This window comes from Rhizobium aethiopicum (genome assembly GCF_014197535.1).
Classification (GTDB): domain Bacteria; phylum Pseudomonadota; class Alphaproteobacteria; order Rhizobiales; family Rhizobiaceae; genus Rhizobium; species Rhizobium aethiopicum_A.
Map to the genome: position 1 here is coordinate 218,441 of NZ_JACIFV010000005.1, position 20,193 is coordinate 238,633.

18 protein-coding genes are annotated in these 20,193 nt (G+C 62.5%); 8 read left to right on the forward strand and 10 right to left on the reverse strand.

The window, feature by feature from the left end; genetic code table 11:
* The first annotated feature begins 7 nt into the window (after positions 1–7).
* Together GGD53_RS10210 and GGD53_RS10215 are read left to right on the forward strand one after the other, a co-directional pair.
* The gene (locus GGD53_RS10210) at positions 8–1,276 is read left to right on the forward strand and encodes a metallophosphoesterase family protein (RefSeq protein ID WP_184455488.1); all 1,269 of its coding nucleotides are present in this window, start codon (positions 8–10) and stop codon (positions 1,274–1,276) included.
* Entirely contained in the window at positions 1,276–4,749 is a 3,474-nt protein-coding gene (locus tag GGD53_RS10215; RefSeq protein ID WP_184455490.1) for an AAA family ATPase, read from the forward strand. The genes GGD53_RS10210 and GGD53_RS10215 overlap by 1 nt, the downstream gene beginning before the upstream one ends.
* 46 nt (positions 4,750–4,795) lie before the next feature.
* Here GGD53_RS10215 and GGD53_RS10220 read toward each other — a convergent pair whose 3' ends face one another.
* Both GGD53_RS10220 and GGD53_RS10225 read right to left on the reverse strand, forming a co-directional pair.
* Positions 4,796–5,218, reverse strand: coding sequence for a type II toxin-antitoxin system VapC family toxin (locus GGD53_RS10220; protein ID WP_184455492.1), 423 nt, complete (start codon positions 5,216–5,218; stop codon positions 4,796–4,798).
* Complete coding sequence (locus GGD53_RS10225) at positions 5,215–5,469, reverse strand: type II toxin-antitoxin system Phd/YefM family antitoxin (RefSeq protein ID WP_184455494.1); 255 nt, start codon at positions 5,467–5,469, stop codon at positions 5,215–5,217. The genes GGD53_RS10220 and GGD53_RS10225 overlap by 4 nt, the downstream gene beginning before the upstream one ends.
* Positions 5,470–5,703: 234 nt before the next feature.
* On the opposite strand from GGD53_RS10225, the gene GGD53_RS10230 reads away from it, so the two are divergent.
* A complete protein-coding gene (locus GGD53_RS10230) occupies positions 5,704–6,618 on the forward strand; it encodes an acetamidase/formamidase family protein (RefSeq protein WP_184455700.1) in 915 nt (304 codons plus the stop codon).
* A 16-nt stretch (positions 6,619–6,634) separates the two neighbouring features.
* On the opposite strand, the gene GGD53_RS10235 is transcribed toward GGD53_RS10230, so the two are convergent.
* On the reverse strand, positions 6,635–7,537 hold the full coding sequence (locus GGD53_RS10235) for a proline iminopeptidase-family hydrolase (RefSeq protein WP_184455496.1): 903 nt from the start codon (positions 7,535–7,537) through the stop codon (positions 6,635–6,637).
* Between the two features lie 62 nt (positions 7,538–7,599).
* Positions 7,600–8,394, reverse strand: coding sequence for a helix-turn-helix transcriptional regulator (locus GGD53_RS10240; RefSeq protein ID WP_184455499.1), 795 nt, complete (start codon positions 8,392–8,394; stop codon positions 7,600–7,602).
* A gap of 127 nt (positions 8,395–8,521) precedes the next feature.
* Here GGD53_RS10240 and GGD53_RS10245 point away from each other — a divergent pair, with 127 nt between their 5' ends.
* From GGD53_RS10245 to GGD53_RS10265, 5 genes are read left to right on the forward strand one after another with little or no spacing between them, the layout of a single operon-like run.
* A complete protein-coding gene (locus GGD53_RS10245; protein ID WP_184455501.1) occupies positions 8,522–9,412 on the forward strand; it encodes a proline iminopeptidase-family hydrolase in 891 nt (296 codons plus the stop codon).
* 51 nt (positions 9,413–9,463) lie between these two features.
* Positions 9,464–10,402, forward strand: a complete 939-nt coding sequence (locus GGD53_RS10250) for an ABC transporter permease (protein ID WP_184455503.1) — start codon at positions 9,464–9,466, stop codon at positions 10,400–10,402.
* Positions 10,399–11,250 carry an ABC transporter permease gene (locus GGD53_RS10255; protein ID WP_184455505.1) on the forward strand — a complete coding sequence of 284 codons (852 nt, stop codon included), beginning with the start codon at positions 10,399–10,401 and terminating at the stop codon, positions 11,248–11,250. The genes GGD53_RS10250 and GGD53_RS10255 overlap by 4 nt, the downstream gene beginning before the upstream one ends.
* Complete coding sequence (locus tag GGD53_RS10260) at positions 11,247–12,947, forward strand: dipeptide ABC transporter ATP-binding protein (protein WP_184455507.1); 1,701 nt, start codon at positions 11,247–11,249, stop codon at positions 12,945–12,947. The genes GGD53_RS10255 and GGD53_RS10260 overlap by 4 nt, the downstream gene beginning before the upstream one ends.
* A gap of 19 nt (positions 12,948–12,966) precedes the next feature.
* The gene (locus GGD53_RS10265) at positions 12,967–14,481 is read left to right on the forward strand and encodes an ABC transporter substrate-binding protein (protein ID WP_184455509.1); all 1,515 of its coding nucleotides are present in this window, start codon (positions 12,967–12,969) and stop codon (positions 14,479–14,481) included.
* Positions 14,482–14,558: 77 nt separating this feature from the next.
* Here GGD53_RS10265 and yghU read toward each other — a convergent pair whose 3' ends face one another.
* From yghU to GGD53_RS10295, 6 genes are all read right to left on the reverse strand, one after another.
* Positions 14,559–15,434 (reverse strand): glutathione-dependent disulfide-bond oxidoreductase, encoded by an 876-nt coding sequence (gene yghU / locus GGD53_RS10270; protein ID WP_184455511.1) that lies wholly within the window; start codon positions 15,432–15,434, stop codon positions 14,559–14,561.
* Between the two features lie 152 nt (positions 15,435–15,586).
* Entirely contained in the window at positions 15,587–15,967 is a 381-nt protein-coding gene (locus tag GGD53_RS10275) for a cupin domain-containing protein (protein WP_184455513.1), read from the reverse strand.
* Between the two features lie 14 nt (positions 15,968–15,981).
* Positions 15,982–17,073, reverse strand: coding sequence for a Gfo/Idh/MocA family protein (locus tag GGD53_RS10280; RefSeq protein WP_184455515.1), 1,092 nt, complete (start codon positions 17,071–17,073; stop codon positions 15,982–15,984).
* A 2-nt stretch (positions 17,074–17,075) separates the two neighbouring features.
* Positions 17,076–17,903: a carbohydrate ABC transporter permease gene (locus tag GGD53_RS10285; RefSeq protein WP_184455517.1), complete on the reverse strand. Its 828-nt coding sequence runs from the start codon at positions 17,901–17,903 to the stop codon at positions 17,076–17,078.
* Positions 17,900–18,835 (reverse strand): carbohydrate ABC transporter permease, encoded by a 936-nt coding sequence (locus tag GGD53_RS10290; RefSeq protein WP_184455702.1) that lies wholly within the window; start codon positions 18,833–18,835, stop codon positions 17,900–17,902. Before GGD53_RS10290 ends, GGD53_RS10285 begins: the two co-directional genes overlap by 4 nt.
* Positions 18,836–18,894: 59 nt before the next feature.
* Positions 18,895–20,148, reverse strand: coding sequence for an ABC transporter substrate-binding protein (locus GGD53_RS10295; protein ID WP_184455519.1), 1,254 nt, complete (start codon positions 20,146–20,148; stop codon positions 18,895–18,897).
* Positions 20,149–20,193 lie beyond the last annotated feature (45 nt).

Sequence of the window (20,193 nt, forward strand, 5' to 3'; positions counted from 1 at the left end):
TGCATTCATGGCCTATCGTTTCGTTCACACCGCCGATCTCCATCTCGACTCTCCCTTGCGCTCTCTCGCGCTTCGCAACGCAGAGCTGGCCGACCTCGTGAGTGACGCCAGCCGGCAGGCGCTGGTCGCGATCGTCGATCTTTGCCTTGAGGAGCAGGTCGACGCGCTTGTCATCGCCGGCGATCTCTACGACGGCGAGCAGACGTCGATGAAGACGGCGCGGTTCCTGGCAGGCGAGCTCGAACGGCTGCACCGAGCGGGCATCTCAGTCTTCAAGATCCGGGGCAATCATGATGCGATGTCGAAGATCGCCAGGGAACTGGTGATGCCCGATACGGTGAAGATCTTCGGCGGCCATGCCGAGATCGTGGAGGCCACGAATGGCAGCTTGTCGGTCGCGATCCACGGCCTGAGCTTTGCGAAACCGCAAGCCCCGGACCCGCTGCTGCCGAAATTCAAGCCGCCGGTAGCGGATGCCGTCAATATCGGCATCATGCATACGAGTCTGGCCGGATCGGCCGGACATGACGTCTATGCGCCCTGCAACGTGCTCGACCTGCATGCCTCGGGTTTCGATTACTGGGCGCTCGGGCATCTCCACCAGCGCAGCCAGTATCCCGGCACGGCGACGGTCATCATGCCCGGCATGCCGCAGGGCCGCGACATCAATGAAGCGGGGGTCAAGACCGTGTCGCTGGTGACCGTGGCGGACGACCGGACCGTGACGGTCGAGGAGCGGCGCACCAGCATCGCGCAGTTCGAGCGCGTCAATGTCGACCTCACGGATGTCGATGATTGGCGTGAGGCGGCCATGATGGTCGAGACGGCGCTGATGGCGCAGCGCGACCGCACGGCTTCGCCGCATCTTGTCGCACGCCTCAGGCTTTCCGGCCGCACGCCGCTCTCCTGGCAGCTGCGGCGCGATGTCGACCTCATGCAGGCGGAAGCCGAGCGGCGCAGCGACGTGATCGGCCGCACCTGGATCGAGAAGCTGGAACTCGCCTTCGAAGCGCCGTCGATCCCCGCAGACGCGTCCGCCGCCGACCCCGTCGTCGAACTCGGGGCGCTGATGCGGGACGAGGTCATCGCCCGCAGCGGGTTTCGCGACGATGTCAGGGAGATGGTCCGGGACCTGCTCGCCGACCTGCCGCCCGAGAGCCGGGCATTTGCCGGCCAGAACGAGGCGGGTTTTGAACGCTTCATCGACAGCCTTCTCGCCGATGGCGCCGAGGATATCGCCGCCCGGATGAAGGCGGTGGATCGGGGAGACAACTGATGCGTCTGCGCCGCCTCGACCTCACCCGCTATGGCAAATTCACCGATCACTCCATCGATTTCGGCGCGGCCCGTCAGGGTTCGCCGGACTTGCACATCGTTTATGGCCTGAACGAAGCAGGCAAGTCGACCACCTTCGCCGCCTATCTTGATCTGCTCTACGGCATTGGTGAGCGCAGCACCTATAATTTCCTGCATCCCTACAATACGATGAAGGTCGGTGCGCGGCTGGAATTTGGTGGCTCGGAATACGAGCTCGCCCGGCTCAAGCTGCGGACTGGCAGCCTTGTCGACGATCGGGGACAAGCTGTGAACGAGGCGCTCCTGACCGGCGCGCTTGGAGGCGTCGGTCGCGAGGCCTATCGCACCATGTTCTCGCTCGACGATCAGTCGCTCAAGGAAGGCGGCAACGCCATCATACAAAGCAAGGGCGAACTCGGCGAATTGCTGTTCTCGGCCAGCTCGGGTCTGGCAGGTCTCAGCCGTTCGCTGGTGACTGCGGCCGACGAAGCCACCGCGATCTACAAGAAGCGATCGTCGAGCACCAGGCTCGCGGAACTCAAGCGCGCGCTCGAAGCGCTCAAGGCCGAGCGCAATGCCATGGACACGCTTGCCTCCACCTATTCGGCCCTGAAATCGACTTATGAGCAGGCTGACGCTGCCTATGGCAAAACCACGCGGGAACTGGCCGAGGCCAAGACCCGGCATCAGGAGCTCACGCGCCTTCTCGGCGCCCTACCCGCGGCCCTGGAGCTCCGCCGGCTGGATACAGATGCAGCCGGCATGAGCGATCTGCCGCGGCCGCCGTCTGAATGGTTCGCGCTCCTGCCCCAGCTTTCGCGCGACGAGACGCGGCTGCAGGCGCTTGTCGAAACCGCCGACCGCACGCTGCGCCAGCTTGCAGAAGAGATCGAGTCGATCTCGATCGACGACAAGGCGCTGGCGGTCGCCGCGCATATGGACCTGCTGGATCAGGGTCGGGCGCGCTATCTTGCGGCTGAGAGCGACCTGCCGAAGCGCCGGCTGGCGCTGGCCGAACAGGAGGGTGAGTTGGTCCGACTGCTGGCCGATCTCGAACAGCCCGGCCACACGGCGCCCGAGGCACTGCTGCTGCCCGCTTCGCTGATCGGCATCATCCGCGATCTCATCGAACGGCGTTCCGGCGTCGAGGCGAAACTGACAGCCGCCGATCGGGAACTGTTGCGAGCGCGGGAGAACCTCGAAAGGCTGGACAGGGAAGGCGGCTCGCGAGACGGAGCTGGGGTCCTGGATCCTGCGCGTTTCGGCCACATAGAGAGCGCCCTGAGCCGGCTGGCGGGATCTGATCTCCCCGTGCGGCTTACCATGGAAGAACGCACACTTGTCCAGGCGAAGCGAACGCAGGAGAACCAGTTCGCACAGCTCGCACCCTGGAGCGGCAACGCCGTCGCTCTGCGGCAGACGACCGCGGCAGAGCCTCGACAGATCGAAGCCTGGCGTGGCCAGGCGACTGCTATCGACAAGCGGATTGGCGATCACGAGGGAAGGCTGCGCGATCTCGGCACCGAACAGGCGCTGACCAAAGCCCGGATCGCGGCCTTCGTCGCCGGCGGTTCGATCGACGATACCGAGGCCGCTCGGCTGCGCGATGAACGCGATGCCGCCTGGCAGGCGCATCGCACCAGCCTGAATGCCGCCACGGCTCGGACGTTCGAGGAGCGGATGCGGCAGGACGACGTGGTATCCGCCGGCCGGCTGTCGCGGGCGCAGGAACTGGCCGAGCTGCGCCAACTCCGCCAGGCGGAAGCGGCAACGGCCGCAATGATCGAGCGGCAAAGGGAACTGCTTGGCGAAGCGCGCGCCGAACACGATGCGCTTGCCGAGCGCATCGGTGATCTGCTGCCTGGCAACATCGAATATGACGCCGAAGCCGCGGCGCGCGTGGCCGCACTCGAGACTTGGAGCACCAAGCGAGCCGCGGCGCTGGCCGCCTGGGACGATCTGCAACACGCAGAAGACACGGTGCATGCGCTTCGCATCGAACGGGATAGGCATGCCTCAACGCTTGCGGAGAGCCTTGCACAAGCCGGTCTTGATGACGCAGATCAGCTACCGGTCGCCGAGCTGATGCAGGCTGCAAATGATATACTCGCCGCCGGCAGAGCCGAGCGGGCGGCGCGGCAGGCGCATGAGAAGGCGGTCGGCGACCTCAGCCACGATCTCAGGGAACGCCAGCGCGACCGGCAGGAGGCGCAAACCGCCATGGCGGCCTGGGAGCGGGAGTGGGCGGAGGCGCTGTCGCGAACCTGGTTTGCCGACAAGGCCGGTTCGATGGCCGCCGTCCGCGCGATGCTGAATGCGCTCGCCACACTGCCCTCCATCCTGAAGGAGAGGGATGACCTCGCAAGCCGTGTTGCCGCGATGGAGCGCGACCAGCAGCAATTCCGCGAGCATATTGCCGGTTTGCTCGTAGACTGCGGTCTCAACCAGCCGGCGATGGATACGCTCGCCTCCGCAAACGCGCTTGTGGAACGTCATGAGGCGGCGCGTCATGCGGCTCAGCTTCGGGCGGACCGGCAGGCGGATCTCGAAAAACAATTGGAAAAACGGCGTGCGCTGGAGGAGGAACTGGCCGTTCACAATGCCCGCAAGGACGAATTGACCGGCTATTTCGCCGCAGACTCGCTTGCTTCGGTGGAAGCATTCCTGAACCAGTCCCGAGAGCGGGACCGTCTGGAAGAGCGGGCCGCCACTTTACGCCACCAGATCACCGAGGCATTGCGTGCTGCGAGTTTTTCCGAGGCCGAACAGCGCCTCGACGGTGTCGACGCCGCTGCGGTCGAGCGCGACGCCATGGAGCTTGGCGCCCGGATCGAGGATCTCACCGAGCGTGCGAAGCTTCTCTATTCCGACGTGTCGCTGGCGCGGCAGAAGCTCGAGGCCGTCGGCGGAGACGACGCCGTGGCCCGGATCGAGGCCAAGCGGCGGACCATTTTCCTTGAAATCGAGGAACTGGCGGTGCGGCATCTGACGCTGCGCGCCGGTACGCTCGCGGCCGAACAGGCGCTGCATATCTATCGCGAAAAACATCGCAGTTCGATGATGAACCGCGCATCGGAGGCCTTTCGCCTGATCACCGGCGGCAATTATTCCGGCCTGACGACCCAGCCCGACCGGGACAAGGAGATATTGATCGGCGTGTCGCGCGACGGTGGTTCGAAGCTTGCGGATGCGATGTCGACCGGCACCCAGTTCCAGCTCTACCTCGCGCTTCGGCTGGCGGGCTACGAGGAATTCGCAGCGTTTCGCCGGCCCGTACCCTTCGTCGCCGACGACATCATGGAGAGCTTCGATAATCCCCGCTCCGAAGAGGTTTTCCGCCTGCTCGGTGAAATGGCAAAGGTCGGACAGGTTATCTACCTGACCCACCATTGGCATCTCTGCGAGATCGCGCGAGACGTTGTTCCGAACGTGACCATACATCGACTGCCGTGACAGGGCGCAAAGAAACGCGCGCCACCTCTGCGTTTCGGCAGGGAGATCAATCTTGCCACGGATCCAGCACGATAATGCCCGCGCCTTCGAAATCCCGGACATTGCGGGTAACGACGGTCAGGCCGTGAACCAGGGCAGTCGCGGCAATCAAGGCGTCGGCTTCATTGCGCCGGTCTGGAACATGCAGATGCGCGCAGCGCGTCGCGACCCTATCGTCGATCGGCAGGATACGGTCGGCGAATGCCGGTCGAACCTGATTTTCCAGCCACGCACGCAGACGAGCGCCCTGCGTTGCATCGCGGCGCTGCACGCCGAGTATTCCACGTTCCAATTCCAGGATCGTCATGGCGGAGATGCATAGGCCTGTTGCATCTTGCGCTCCAGCCCATGCGACCACATTGGCATCGGCCTTGCCGTCTCCGACCTTGCGCAGTTCGGAAACAACATTGGTATCCAGCAGATATTTCAAGATAGATCGACTCCTCGGGGGGCGATCTCAACACGAGGCAGATCGAAGTCGATATCCGAGAGGCCTGGCATGGAGAGAGCATCGACGAGACTGCGGGGCTTGCCGGTTAGCCGCTCGAATTCGTCATAGGTCATCAACACGTGCGATGGCTTCCCACGATCCGTGATGATGACCGGACCATTTTGCGCCGCCTTCTTTGCCCTGCTCACGTCGTGATTGAGTTCGCGGCTGGAAAGATGTGTCACGCTCATAATCCATCTCCGATGTAGGTACTTGCCTACATATAGCATCCGGAGAATGAAAGGCAAGATCAGCCGACCGTTTCGCGGCCGGAGACGTCGGGTCACAATGGCGAATCGATGCGGGGCTACACGAGCGATGTCGGGATATTGGCTTCCCAGATCATCTCTGATCTAGTCTCGCTTCTCAGCCGGGCAGCCCAGCCGCGGCTGATGGTATTCGAAACAAGCGAGAGCCGTATTCTCATGACCACTCACCGCTTCATTCCGACGACCTTTCACAATGTCATCGGCTCTCTTCCGCCCGCCTTGTATGTCGCTGACGGCGATACCGTCGTCACGGAGACGCTAGACGCGATCGGCTATGACAAGGACGGCATCCGGCGGACATCCGGTCCCAACCCGATGAACGGCCCGATCTTCGTGGAAGGCGCCGAGCCCGGAGATGCGCTGAAGGTCGAGATCATCAGCATGACACCGACAAGGGACACTGGTTTTACGCGCAGCATCGTCGCGGCCAATGTCATCGATCCGGAGACGGTTCGCGACCTGCCGCCGCGCGATATGGCGATCTGGGCGATCGACCGCGAAGCATTGACGGTCCGATTGTCCGAGCCGGTCTCCGGCCTCGAAAATTTCGTGCTGCCTCTTGCGCCGATGATCGGCTGTTTCGGTGTTGCCCCCAGCCTCGGCCAGGCAATCTCGACGGCGACCAGCGGCGAATATGGCGGCAACATGGATTATCGCCTGTTCGGTCCGGGCACGGCCGTTCGATTGCCCGTATCGGCGCCGGGCGGCCTTTTCTTTTTGGGCGACTGCCATGCCGTGCAGGGAGATGGCGAGATCGTCGGCACCGGCGTCGAGACCACTTTCGAAGTCACGGTGCGGCTGACGGTGGAAAAGAAGGCCGGGCTAGTCTGGCCACGCGGAGAAACCGCTGAAGACATCTTCACCATCGGCAATGCCCGGCCCCTCGATCAGGCGCTTCAGCATGCAACCAGTGAAATGTTGAATTGGCTGGCATCCGATTATGGCCTCGACAGAACGGCGGCAAGCCATCTGCTGGGCCAGGTGGTGCGTTATGATGTCGGCAACGTCTTCGATCCGGCCTATACGATGGCCTGCAGGGTCGCCAAGAGATGGCTGGTTCGCCGATCGTGACGGAACGGCATATGCGTCAGTCGTGCCGCGACAGGAAGCGGGAAACGGTCGCCATGCAAAGCTGCCTTTCCTCGACATGCGGCATGTGGCTGGAATTTTCGAACAGCACCCATTCGCAGCCGGGAACGCGTTCGAGGTAGGGCCTGACCACCAGCGGTGTCGCCTCGTCGTATTTGCCCGAGATCAGCAGCGTCGGTGCTTCGATGCGGTCGAGCCTGTCTTCGATCGTCCAATCCTTCATCGTTCCGATGACGTGGAATTCGGTTGGGCCGTTCATGTTGCGATAGACGGTGTTGTCTTCGTCCATGATGGCGAAGGTCCGCGCCACTTCGGGCGGCCATGGCGCCACGCGGCAGACATGGCGATCATAGAACACGCGGGAGGCGGCGATATAGTCCGGATCGGTAAGGCTTCCCGCTCGTTCGTGCTTCAGCAGCGTGTCCTGCACCTCCTTCGGCAGTTCCTGCCGCAGCCGGTTGGCTTCGGCAACCCAGGTGTGCATGTTGGCCGGCGAGTTGGCGATGACAAGAGCCTTCAGACCTTGCGGCCGGCGCACCGCATGTTCGGCGCCGAGCATGCCGCCCCAGGACTGGCCCAGGAAGGCGTAACGATGCTGGATGCCGAGATGGGCAAGCAGCGCGTCGAGCTCTTCGAGGAAGAGGCCGACCGTCCAGAAATCCGGCCCCTTGTCCGGAAGGCGGGTGGAATTGCCGTTGCCGAGCTGGTCGTAGTGGATGACCGGGCGGCCGTCGAGGGCGGCGATCTCTTTGAAGGAATCGACGTAGTCATGGGTGCAGCCGGGCCCTCCGTGCGCAACGACGAGAGGCAGCTTGTCGCTTTCCAGCGAACCGGTGACGCGGTACCAGGTGCGATAATCGCGAAAGGGCAGATAGGCTTCACTTGTTGCGACTTCGGCCACCGACATCTCCATTCCCCTAAAGTTTGGAAACCATAACGCGGCGGCAGCGGCGAAGGCAGCTATCACAAGTTATAGGATGGCAATGATCGGCCCTGCTCTTCGAGCAGGCGGTAATGGGTGGCGCGTACGACGGCCTGCGTACGGTTGCGGGCGCCGAGTTTTTTGGCCGCGGCGTTGAGATGCATGACCACGGTCGGGACGGAACGGCCGATGATGCGCGAGATTTCCTTGGCGGAATAGCCTCCCGCCGAATGGCGCAGGCATTCGCGCTCCCGCTCGGTCAGGCGGATGGTGCCGACGCTGCGAGCCTTCGTGTCGAAAAGCGAATAGGCGGTCTCATGGAAGACGTGGGCAAGCAGGTTGAAGTCAGCGATGGAGCGCAACGCATGCCGTTCGAAATCGCGGTCGCCGCGGAAACGGATGCCGGTGACCGTCGCATAATCGCCTCCCGGCATATGGACCGGCACGGTGACCCCCGTCGACATATCGCGTTCACTCAAATAGCGCGTCACCGGTGCGGTGTCGTCGCTCATGAAGCGGTTGATCAGCGTGTCCGCATTCGTGTCGTAATTCCAGAAGAACGGCGCGCTGCTGCGCAGCGCCACCTGCTGGACCGGGTCGATGCGGAAATAACCGCGATCGAACCAATAGTCGTGCATATCGTCGGCGATGTTCCGGAGCTTCAGCAGCGACGGGATCATGATCGCGCCGTCGAGGTCGTATGGCACCGGCGTATAGTCGTAGATCAGGGCCTCGAAGCCCAGCTGCTTCATCGCCTCAAAGGCCTGGTCGATCCGGCCGTCCAGCGTTTCATGCGCTGTAAACTGCCGTCTGATCGTTCCGATGTCGTCAAGCATGGGCTGCTCCGGGTTTCGGCGTGGCGCCTACCCTATCACTTCTTATAGCTGGCACGGAACGCGATTTACGGTAAAAATTTAACCACGCCCAAATATTGAGCAAGGGATATTTCTGCTGGAGCAATCAATGTGGCGTGAAATACAGCCGGACGCGCGATTCGAGATCGATGTCGGTGGCTATCGCGTCGTCGCCTATAGCTTCGGGACCGGCAACGAGACGGTGTTCTGCCTGAACGGCGGTCCCGGTCTGCCCTGCGATTACCTGCGCGAGGCGCACTCCTGCCTGGCCGAGAAGGGCTACCGCGTCGTCGCCTTCGATCAGCTCGGCACCGGCGCCTCCGACCGGCCGGACGATCTTTCGCTCTGGACGATCGGCCGCTATGTCGAGGAGACCGAGACGGTGCGCAAGACGCTCGGGCTCGGAAAGGTCCACATGCTCGGCCATTCCTGGGGCGGGTGGCTCGCGATCGACTATGCGCTGACCTATCCCCAAAACCTCAAGACCTTGATCCTCGGGGATACCGTCGCCGATATGCCGCATCTGATTACGGAACTGGAGCGGCTGCGGGCAGCACTCGGCCCCGAGACCGTCTCGATGATGCAGAAGCACGAGGCACAAGGGACTTACGACCACCCGGAATATCTCGCTGCCGTCACCATCCTCAACTACCGCCATGTCTGCCGCCTGGCCGAATGGCCGGCACCGGTGCGCCGCTCGCTCGACGACTGGAACATGGCGCCTTACGCGACGATGCAGGGCCCGAACGAGTTTCTTTATATCGGCAACCTCAAGGACTGGAACCGCATCCCGGATCTGCCGCGGCTGACGCTGCCGGTGCTGATCACCACGGGAGAGCATGACGAGCTGACGCCGGCCTGCGCTCTCAGGATGAAGCTCGCGCTGCCAAATGCCGAGCTCCGGGTGTTCGCCAATGCCAGCCACATGCCCTTCTACGAGAACCCGCAGGACTATTATCCGGCGCTTCTCGATTTCCTCGACCGGCACAAGGCAGCCTGATGCAAATGAAAGCGGCGCAAACCGGACGAAGACAGAGGGGCGAGCGCCGTCATGCATCGCTATAAATTCGTTCTGACCCGGCCGCTGCAGTTCCTGCCGGTCATTTTCGGCATCAGCGTCATCACCTTCATTCTCGTCCGGTTGATCCCCGGCGATCCGGCGCGCAACATCCTCGGCACGCGCGCCACACCGGCTGCCCTTGCCAGCATCCGCGCCCAATACGGTCTCGACCAGCCGATGTGGCTGCAATATGTCTATTTCCTCAAGAACCTCGCCAATGGCGAGATGGGCAAATCGATCCTCTACAAGATCGACGTGCTGAAGCTGATCGTCACCCGCATCGAGCCGACGCTCGCGCTTGTTGCCGCCAGCGTCATCCTGTCGGTCCTGATCGCGCTGCCGATGGCGGCAATCGCTGCGCGCAATGCCGGCCGGGCGCCAGACCATGCGGTGCGCATCGTCTCGACCTTCGGTATCGGTTTCCCGCCCTTCTGGCTGGGGCTGATGCTGATCATCCTCTTCAGCGTCGAGCTAGGCCTGCTGCCGGTTTCTGGCTACGGCGCGACCCTCGGCGAAAAACTTGCGCATCTTGTGCTGCCGAGCCTGACGGTGGCGCTCTCGCTCTCGACGGTGCTGACACGCAGCCTGCGGGCGGCAATGATCGAGGCGCTGAAATCGGATGTCGCGACGGCGGCGCGCGCCCGCGGCATGCCCGAAGGCATCGTCTTCTGGCGGCACGTGCTGCCGAATTCGCTGGTGCCGACGATCAACCTGCTCGCCGTCAATATTGGCTGGCTGATCGGCGGCACGGTTGTGGTCGAGAGCGTCTTTGCGCTGCCCGGCATGGGCCAGCTGCTGGTCAGGGCGATCTTTTCGCGTGACTATATGGTGGTGCAGGGCGTCGCCATGGTCTTTGCCTGCGCCACCGTGCTGATCAACTTCATCGCCGACATCGTCACCGTTGCCGTCGATCCGAGGGTGAAGCTATGAGCATCGAGGCGACGGCACCCGCGTCCCCTGGCTGGCGCCGCCTTCTCGGCCGGCGGCCGATGTTTGCCGTTGGCGCCGGCGTGCTGCTGTTCTTCATCCTGCTGGCGCTTGGCGCGCCTCTTATCGCGCCCTATGACCCGATCATGCAGAATGCCGAGGTGCGCCTGCAGGCGCCTTCGCTGCTTCACCCCTTCGGCACCGACAATTTCGGCCGTGACATCCTTTCCCGCGTCATCTGGGGTGCGCGCATCGATCTGCAGATGGCGCTGATCGGCGTCGTCTTCCCCTTTCTGATCGGCACGACGATCGGCACCATTGCCGGCTTCTTCGGCGGCCTCGTCGATGCGCTGTTCATGCGCCTCGTCGATATCATTCTCGCCTTCCCCTTCCTCGTGCTGATGCTGTCGATCATCGCGATCCTTGGCCCCGGGCTCGGCAGCTTCTACATCGCCATGGCGTTGGTCGGCTGGGTCTCCTATGCGCGACTGATCCGGGCGCAGATGCTGGTGCTGAAGGGCAGCGATTACGCCGTTGCCGCCGTCAGCCTCGGCTTCAGCCGCAGTCGCATCATGTTCCGCCATTTGCTGCCGAACGCGATTGCCGGCTCGATCGTCTTTTCCATGTCCGATGCGACGCTGGTGCTGCTGAGCGGCGCGGCCGTCAGCTATCTCGGCCTCGGCGTCCAGCCGCCGATCGCCGAATGGGGTGTCATGGTCGCCGAAGGCCAGAGCTTCATCACCACAGCCTGGTGGATCACCCTGTTTCCCGGCCTCTCCATCGTCTGCCTCGCCTTTGGCTTCAGCATGCTTGGCGATGCCCTCGGCGAAATGCTGGGAGTACATGAATGAGCGGCTCCGTGCTCTCCGTCCGCGATCTCACCGTCAGGGCGCATCTCGATTCCGCCCCGCGAACGCTCATCGATGCGGTCTCGCTCGATCTCCGCAAGGGCGAGATTCTTGGTCTGGTCGGCGAAAGCGGCTCGGGAAAGAGCCTGTTCTGCCGCTCCCTGGTGCGTCTGCTGCCCTCCTCGCTGCTGAAGATCGAAAGCGGTAGCGTGCTGCTCGAAGGGCGCGATCTCATGCGGGTCGACGATGCTGAGATGCTGAATGTGCGCGGCGGCGAGATCGGCATGATCTTCCAGAACCCGACAAGCCATCTCGATCCGGTCATGAGAATCGGTGACCAGATCGCCGAGGGCATCCGCTACCATCAGGGCCTCGGCGCCCGCGAGGCTCGCGCGGCAGCGACGGACATCCTGGCGCAGGTCGGCTTCCCCGATCCGAAGCGCCAGTACGATAGCTACCCGCATGAATTTTCCGGCGGTATGCGGCAGCGGGCGATGATCGGTGTGGCCCTGTCCTGCAACCCGAAGATCCTGATCGCCGACGAGCCGACGACGGCACTCGACGTGACCATCCAGGCGCAGATCCTGCGGCTGTTGATCGACATTCGCGACCAGCGCGGCCTGTCGATCATTCTGATCACCCACGATCTCGGCATCGTCGCCCAGACCTGCGACCGCATCGCCGTACTGCGCGGCGGCAAGCTCATCGAAGAGGGGCCGAAGCGGGCAATCCTGGCGCGGCCGCAACATCCCTATACGATCAACCTGATCAACAGCCATCCTTCCCTGCCGGGCGGGATAGCCGCACCGACGCTCGAGCTTGCCGAGGTCAGGCGGCCGGCGAGACCCTTGCTGGAAATCGACGATCTGCACGTGCGCTTCAGAGCCGGCGGCAGCCTGTTCAAGGGCAGTGCCAAGACGATCAGTGCCGTTGCCGGCGTCAGTCTGCAGATCATGCCGGGCGAGACGGTCGGCATCGTCGGCGAATCCGGCAGCGGCAAGAGCACGCTTGCCCGCGCAATACTCGGCCTCACACCACTTTCCTCGGGTCACGTGACCTTCGACGGCGTCGATCTTACGCTGCAGAAAAGCGCGGGCTTGGCAAAGCTCAGGCGCGAAACGGCGATGGTGTTCCAGGACCCCTATAATGCGCTCAATCCACGGCTGACGATCGGGCAGATGCTGGCCGAGGTGCTGAAGGTGCAGGGCAAGGTGGCGAAGGCCGATATTCCGGCGCGGATCGACGCGCTGCTCGATCTCGTCGGTCTCGAACGCGAATTCGCCCGCCGCAAACCGCGCAGCATGAGCGGCGGTCAGTGCCAGCGCGCCGGCATCGCCCGAGCCCTTGCCGTCGAGCCGAAGCTGATTATCGCCGACGAATGCGTGGCAGCCCTCGACGTCACCATCCAGGCGCAGATCATCGAGCTCTTCCGCGAGCTCACGGCGAAGATGAATCTCACGCTGGTCTTCATCGCCCATGATCTGGCGATCGTGCGCAATCTCTGCCAACGCGTCGTCGTGATGTATCGCGGCGAGATCGTCGAGGAGGGCCGCTCCGACGAGGTCTTCGCGCGGCCGAAGCATGCCTACACCGCGGCGCTGATCGCTGCCATTCCCGACATCGATCCCGACAAGCCGCTGCTGCAAGGCACCGGCCGCAGGGAAGAGCCGCAATCCATATCCGTCAAACGCATGCCATAACAAAGAAGGGAACGAACTGATGACAAACAGGTGGAAATCAATCGGGCTCGCCGCCATGCTCACTGGCCTGACGCTGAGTGCAAGCTATGCCGAGGCCGCCGGTGTGCTCACCATCGGCCGCCGCGAGGATTCGACGACATTCGATCCGATCAAGACCGCGCAGAACATCGACAATTGGGTGTTCTCGAATGTCTACGATGTGCTGATCCGCGTCGACAAGACAGGCACGAAGCTGGAGCCGGGGCTGGCCGAAAGCTGGACCGCCTCGGACGACGGGCTGACCTATACGCTCAAGATCCGCGACACGAAATTCTCCGACGGTTCGCCGCTGACGGCGGAAGACGCGGCCTACAGCCTGCTGCGCATCCGCGACGACCCTGCCTCGCTCTGGAGCGATTCCTACAAGGTGATCGACACGGCGGTCGCAACCGACGCGCATACGCTGACGATCAAGCTCAAGAACCCGTCCGCGCCTTTCCTCTCGACGCTGGCACTGCCCAATGCCTCGGTTATTTCCAAGAAGGGCATGGAATCGCTGGGACCCGATGCTTATGGCGAGAAGCCGATCGCATCCGGTGCGTTCGTGGTCGACGAATGGCGGCGCGGCGACCGCGTCATCCTCAAGAAAAACCCGAATTTCTGGGAAGCCGACCGCGTCAAGCTCGACGGCGTCGAGTGGATTTCGGTGCCCGATGACAACACCCGCATGCTGAACGTTCAGGCCGGCGAGCTCGATGCTGCGATTTTCGTGCCCTTCTCCCGCGTCGAGGAGCTGAAGAAGGATCCGAATCTGAATGTCGCCGTCGACGCATCCACACGCGAGGACCATCTGCTGATAAACCACGCGCATGGAGCGCTCGGCAAGAAGGAAGTCCGCCAGGCCTTGGACCTTGCGATTGACAAGAAGGCGATCGTCGACACCGTCACCTTCGGCCAGGGCGCCGTCGCCAATTCCTACATTCCGAAGGGTGCGCTTTATTACTACGCCGACAACCTGCAGCGGCCCTATGATCCCGCAAAGGCGAAGGAGCTGCTGGCAGCTGCCGGCGCCTCCGACCTGACGCTGAATTACGTGGTGCGGGCCGGCGACGAAGTCGACGAGCAGACGGCCGTCTTGGTCCAGCAGCAGCTGCAGAAGGCCGGCATCACCGCCAATCTGCAGAAGGTCGACCCGAGCCAGGAATGGGATATGCTCGTTGCCGGCGACTATGACATCTCCGTCAACTACTGGACCAATGATATTCTCGACCCGGACCAGAAGACCACCTTTGTCCTCGGCCACGATTCCAACAACAACTATTTGACCAACTATAAGAACGAGGCAGTGAAGGATCTGGTCGCCAAGGCGCGTCTCGAGCTCGATCCGAAGAAGCGCGAAGAGATGTATGTAAATCTGCAGAAGATGGCCAAGGACGACGTCAACTGGATTGACCTCTATTATAGCCCTTACATCAACGTCTCGCGCAAGAATATCGAGAACTTCCACCAGAACCCGCTCGGCCGCTTCTTTCTGGAAGATACGGTCAAGAACTGAGTTCGTGCAGCATGCAAAGGCTCCGCCGCCTTTACGGCCGCGGAGCCATTGCCGTGACAAGTGAATGATCGGCTTGCTTACTCGGCAGCCGCGAGCTTGTCCTGCGTTCTGGTTTCGAAGTCGCTGGCGTCGTGGCGCTCGTGCAACTGGCTCGACGGGTCGCCGGAGAGGCGGTTGACCATGCGGCCGCGCTGCACGGCGGGCCGGCTGTGGATAGTGTCGGCCCAGCGCAGGACGTTCTTATAATCCTCGACCTGCAGGAATTCGGCCGCCCCGTAGCTCCAGCCCTTCACCAGGCCGCCGTACCACGGCCAGATGGCAATATCGGCGATCGTATAATGGCTGCCTGCCACATATTCGCTTTCGGCAAGACGGCGATCAAGCACGTCGAGCTGACGCTTCACTTCCATGGCGAAGCGGTCGATCGCATATTCGATCTTGACGGGCGCATAGGCGTAGAAATGGCCGAAGCCGCCGCCGAGATAGGGCGCGCTTCCCATCTGCCAGAACAGCCATGACAGGCATTCGGCGCGCTCACCCGGCTCGGTCGGCAGGAAAGCCCCGAATTTCTCGGCGAGATAGGTGAGGATGGCGCCGGATTCGAAGACGCGGATCGGCTTCGGACCACTGCGGTCCATCAACGCCGGAATCTTGGAGTTGGGATTGACGGCGACAAAGCCGCTGCCGAACTGGTCTCCCTCGCCGATCTTGATCAGCCAGGCGTCATACTCCGCGCCGCTATGGCCGAGCGCCAACAGCTCCTCGAGCATGATCGTGACCTTCTGGCCGTTCGGCGTGCCGAGCGAATAGAGCTGCAGCGGGTGGCGGCCGATCGGAAGCTCCTTCTCATGTGTCGGTCCCGCTATTGGGCGATTGATATTGGCGAATTGGCCGCCATTCGCCTTGTTCCAGGTCCAGACTTTCGGGGGGATATAGTCGGAGGTACCGCTCATCTTTCAAACTCCTGGCATTGATCGGACAGAGCGCGACGCCTGTTGGGTCGCCGCATTTTTCCTGACATAGCAGAGGTGATGAGGGTTTGTCACAGCTATCGGAATGGTTTCACGCAAACGTCAGAGCTTGGCAAAGTTGCGGAAAACGCGGTTCAGGCCGCCCCCTCGCCTTCATGATTGACCGCCGTCCTGGTGCCGGAGGAGAACATAATCAGGGCGAAGAGCGGTTCGCTGCCGAGCGCGCGCGCCCAATGGCGGATATTGCGGGGGATACGGATCGCGTCGCCGGCTTCGAGCCGATAGAGGGCGTCACCGAGCTTGTGCTCGCAACTGCCTGAAACGACGTAAAGGATCTCCTCGCAATCGGGATGCGAGTGCAACTGGTTGCGCTCGCCGGGATTGATGCGGCAGGTGCCGAAGGTCATCTCGGCGCCGGGCGTGCCGTCGCCGGTGATCTTCCAGTTGAGTTCGCCCCAGGAGGTCGGCATGAATTCGCCGCCGGCTTTCCTGAAAATGATGTCGGTCTCGTTCAAGACTGTGCCTCCGGTCAAAGATTGGAAGTGACGCCGGCATCCGTGCGTCTGTAGAATTCGAAGAGCTTCATGATCTCGCGGGCGATTTCGAGCGTGCCCCTTGATATCTGCGCGCCGGAGAGGATCGCGTCGGTCAGGTGCAGGATTTCGGGCACATAGCCGAGATAGAAGAGGTTGTTGTTATAGAGCTGGCCGAGCGAATGTTCGGGCTCATAGAACAGCGCCGCATTCTCGTCCGGCTGGATGAAGCTTGCGGCGCGGCCATAGGACGGCAGGTCCGCCTTGCGGAAATAAGTCAATCGGCTGCCGTTCTCGACAATGGCGTTGGCGCCTTCGCCGATGATCTCGACCCGCTCGAAGATGCTGCCGCCCGATTGGCCGGCGGCAAAATGCAGCGTGCCGATTGCGCCGGAGCGGAAGCGCAGACTGGTGACGCTCGCGCCCGTCAGCGGCTCCCATTCATACCCCGCGCGATCGATCTCGCCGCCGAGGAAATTGAGGATCGCGCCCGGATGGTAGATATGGTCGAGGAAACTCTGCATCTTGACGAGATCGGCGCGGTCTTCCGGTCTCGGCAGGCTCTGGGGATAACGGACGTTGATCGAGGTCAGCCTGCCGAAACCGGGCGAGCCGATCAGATCCTTGAGCTTCTCGATCGTGGGGAAAAAGGTCTTCTTGAGACCGGTCATCACCATGCGGCCGGCCGCCGTACTTGCCGCCTGCAACCTTTCGATATCCTCCATGCTCGCAGCCGTCGGCTTTTCCATCCAGACGTGGGCGCCGGAGGCAAGTGCGTCGAGCGCCAGATCTGTCGCCTGCACGCGGCCGTCGGGATGATAGGCAGTGACGAGGAAGACCAGGTCCGGCTTTTCCCGCATGAGCATCTCGCGATGGTCGGTATAGGCTTTGCCGGCGCCGAAGAGCTTGGCGAATTTCTCGGCGCGGCCGATATCGAGATCGCAGATGCCGGCGAGGTCCACGGGCGCATAGCGCAGCGCCGGATAGACATTGCGGTAGGCATGGCCGCCGGCGCCGATGAAGCAGGCCTTGATGCGGTAATCGAATTCAAAATTGTAGCGGATTTCCCGCTGGACATGATGCGACATGGTCAGCCCTTGATTGCTCCCTGCGTCAGCCCCTCGGTGAAGCGGCGCTGCATCAGGATGTAGAGTAGAATGATCGGCAGGAACGAAATGACGGTGCCCGAGAAGACCAGGCGATAATCGGAGGCATAGGTGCTGGCGAAACGGACCAGCCCGAGCGGCAGCGTCTGTACCTCGGGGCTGATCAGCACGATCAGCGGCAGGAAGAAATCGTTCCAGGTGGAAAGCGCGCTGATGATGACGAGCGCTTGCACAGCCGGCGTCGAGATCGGCAGAAAGACCTTGGTGAGGATCTGGAAATGCGAAGCGCCGTCGATCTTGGCGGCTTCGATCAAATCATCCGGCACGCCGATGAAGAAGCTCCGCATCAGGAAGATGCCGAAGGGAATGCCGTTGCTGACCTGCACCAGCACGATACCGGCAAGCGTGTTGACGAGGTTCAGCCCGAAGAGCACCTGGTAGAGCGGGATGACGATCGCCTGGACCGGCACGGTGAGGCCGAGGATGAAGGCATAGAACAGCCATTCCCGGCCGGGAAAACGGATCTTGGCAAGGGCATAACCAGCCGGCGCGCAGGTGACGAGCGACAGGGCGACGACGCCGACGAGGTTGATCAGGCTGTTGCCGACGAGATCGCCGAAACCGCCGATCTGCCAGGCGTCGAGATAATTCCGCCACATCAGGTCGGCGGGCCGGGTGAAGGGATCGGCCCGGCCGATCTCGGCCTCGGTCTTGAAGCTCGAAATCAAGAGCCAGACGAAGGGGGCGAGGATCAGGATCAAGACCGGGGTCAGCGCCAGCGCCACCGGCCATTCGCGGTTGCGCACACTCATTGGGAAAGCCTCGCGCGCCAGCGGTTGAAGACGATGGTGATGGCGATCGCAAGCAGGCTGAGCAGGATGCAGAGCACCGCCGCAAGCCCGTGATCCTGCGACTGGAAGGCAAGCCGGTAGATATAGGTCGTGATCAGCTCGCTCTGATAGAACGGGCCGCCATTCGTCATGACGAAGACCGTGGCGAAGCCCTTCAGGCCGTTGATCATTGCCAGCGAGATGACGAAGGTCGTCACCTCGCGAAGCCCCGGCAGCGTGACATAGATCAGCTTCTGGAAGGCGTTGGCGCCGTCCACTTCGGCCGCGTCATAAAGCGAGTGGTCGATATTCTGCAGGCCGGCGATGAAGAGCAGCATGTAAAGACCAAAACCCTGCCACGAGCTTGCGACATTGACGGAGAACAGCACGAGGGCGGGATCGGAAAGCCAGCCTTGCGTGAAGGCGCCGAGGCCGATCCTTGTCAAAGCCGTGTTCAGCAGCCCGAAAAACGGGTCGTAGATATTGGCCCAGATGACGCCGACCACGGCGAGCGACACCAGATGGGGCAGGAAAAAAGCGGTGCGGAAGAAGACCCGCGTGATCCTGAGCCTGCTGACCGCAAGCGCCAGCAGCAGGCCGAGCCCGCCGGCCATCACCACATGATAGGCCAGCCAGAGGAAGGTATGGCCGAGGCTCTTCCAGACGATCGGATCCTGCGCCGCCTTGGCGTAGTTGTCGACACCGACGAAGCTCGCGGACGTGTTGAAGCCGGCGGAGCTGTTGAAGCTCAGCCAGAAGGTGGCAGCGATCGGCAGCAGCGTGAAGACAGCATAGAGAGCGAGCGCCGGCGCCATCAGCCAGAATGCGGTGCCGGTATCGCCATCGGGCCAAGCCGAGCCTGCCGTCCGGCGTATGGACATACGGGCGGGATTGCCGCCCGTATGCCCCGCCATGGCAGGTGCAGTGCTGAGAGGAGCCATGACCTTGCTTCCTGGCGTTTCTGGAATGACCACTATTTCGCCTCTGTCATCTTCGCTTGGATCTGCTTCATGCCGTCCTCGCCTCCGATCTGGCCGGAGATGAGACCCTGGATGACCTGGAAGTAGGTGTCGAGCACAGGGCCGGGCAGGTAGACGCTCGGATTGTAGCCGACGCCGCCGGCGGCAGCCGCGAAGATCTCTTTCAAGACAGGGGTCGGCGGTTCGACGCCGGGGATCTCGCGCGGATAGATCATCGTGCTTGCCGGATCCTGCGCGCGCTTCTTCATCACCGCATCCGACAGCATGAAGTCGATCCACTTCATCGCCAGTTCCGGCTGCTTTGAATTAACCGGCACCAGCCAGCTCCAGCCGACGCCGCCGGTCGGTATCGCCGCCCCCTTGATGTCGGAAGGCATGGGCGCATAACCGGCGTTGGCGAGGTCATAGCCGGCCTTACGGGCATTGGCGGTGAACCAGGGGCCGGCAACGAACATGGCGGCGCGCTTGTTGAACCAGAGGCGCGAGGCGCCGTCGAGGTCGAGACCCGCCATTTCCTTTTTGATGTAGCCCGCCTCGACCAGCTTCTGCAGCCGGACGGCGCCGGCGGCGACCGAAGGATCATCGAAGGCGATCTCGCGGCGCAGCGCCTTGCCGATCACGTCCTTGCCGCTCGCCGATTGCAGCAGATTGCCGAAGAGATGGCCGGCGCTGCCCGGCGTGCGCGGACCGATGGCGATCGGCTGCAGGCCGCTTTGCTCGATCGACTTCATTAGCGTTTCGAACTCGGCCCAGGTCGCCGGGATCTTCCAGCCCGCCTGCTCGAAAAGATCCTTGTGGTACCAGATGCCGAGAGCGTCGAGCCCATCGGGAACTTCGTAGATTTCGCCGCCGAACTGGCCCTTCAGTTCGGTGTACAGCCACGGATAGATTTCGTCCTTCCAGCCGCGCTTTTCATATTGTTCGGTGAGCGGCATGACCTGCTTGGCGTTCTTGACGACGCTGATGCGGCCGATGCCCGAATTGGTGAGGATTACATCGGGGCCGGCATCCGACTGGATCGCCGCCTGCACCGCGCCGTTGCTGATCGTGCCGGTCGGCGGCATGAATTCGACGGTTACACCGGGATTGGCCTTTTCGAAATCGACCTTGATGCCGTTCCACAACTGGGCGACCAGTGGTTCGGTGATCTGTTCCGGACCCCACATCTTCAGGGTCTCGGAATGGGCCGGCGAACTTGCGGCGATCATCGCTGCCAGTGCCGTTCCGCGGGCAAGAAATTTCAGCATTGTTCCCTCCTCCGGGCCGCTCCTCGGCCACGTTTTTCGCTTGTT

Coding starts and splice junctions, on each gene's coding strand:
- GGD53_RS10210 (WP_184455488.1), top strand. CDS start 8: ATGGCCTATCGTTTCGTTCACACCGCCGATCTCCATCTCGACTCTCCC.
- GGD53_RS10215 (WP_184455490.1), top strand. CDS start 1,276: ATGCGTCTGCGCCGCCTCGACCTCACCCGCTATGGCAAATTCACCGAT.
- GGD53_RS10225 (WP_184455494.1), bottom strand. CDS start 5,469: ATGAGCGTGACACATCTTTCCAGCCGCGAACTCAATCACGACGTGAGC.
- GGD53_RS10230 (WP_184455700.1), top strand. CDS start 5,704: ATGACCACTCACCGCTTCATTCCGACGACCTTTCACAATGTCATCGGC.
- GGD53_RS10240 (WP_184455499.1), bottom strand. CDS start 8,394: ATGCTTGACGACATCGGAACGATCAGACGGCAGTTTACAGCGCATGAA.
- GGD53_RS10245 (WP_184455501.1), top strand. CDS start 8,522: ATGTGGCGTGAAATACAGCCGGACGCGCGATTCGAGATCGATGTCGGT.
- GGD53_RS10250 (WP_184455503.1), top strand. CDS start 9,464: ATGCATCGCTATAAATTCGTTCTGACCCGGCCGCTGCAGTTCCTGCCG.
- GGD53_RS10255 (WP_184455505.1), top strand. CDS start 10,399: ATGAGCATCGAGGCGACGGCACCCGCGTCCCCTGGCTGGCGCCGCCTT.
- GGD53_RS10260 (WP_184455507.1), top strand. CDS start 11,247: ATGAGCGGCTCCGTGCTCTCCGTCCGCGATCTCACCGTCAGGGCGCAT.
- GGD53_RS10265 (WP_184455509.1), top strand. CDS start 12,967: ATGACAAACAGGTGGAAATCAATCGGGCTCGCCGCCATGCTCACTGGC.
- yghU (WP_184455511.1), bottom strand. CDS start 15,434: ATGAGCGGTACCTCCGACTATATCCCCCCGAAAGTCTGGACCTGGAAC.
- GGD53_RS10280 (WP_184455515.1), bottom strand. CDS start 17,073: ATGTCGCATCATGTCCAGCGGGAAATCCGCTACAATTTTGAATTCGAT.
- GGD53_RS10285 (WP_184455517.1), bottom strand. CDS start 17,903: ATGAGTGTGCGCAACCGCGAATGGCCGGTGGCGCTGGCGCTGACCCCG.
- GGD53_RS10290 (WP_184455702.1), bottom strand. CDS start 18,835: ATGGCGGGGCATACGGGCGGCAATCCCGCCCGTATGTCCATACGCCGG.
- GGD53_RS10295 (WP_184455519.1), bottom strand. CDS start 20,148: ATGCTGAAATTTCTTGCCCGCGGAACGGCACTGGCAGCGATGATCGCC.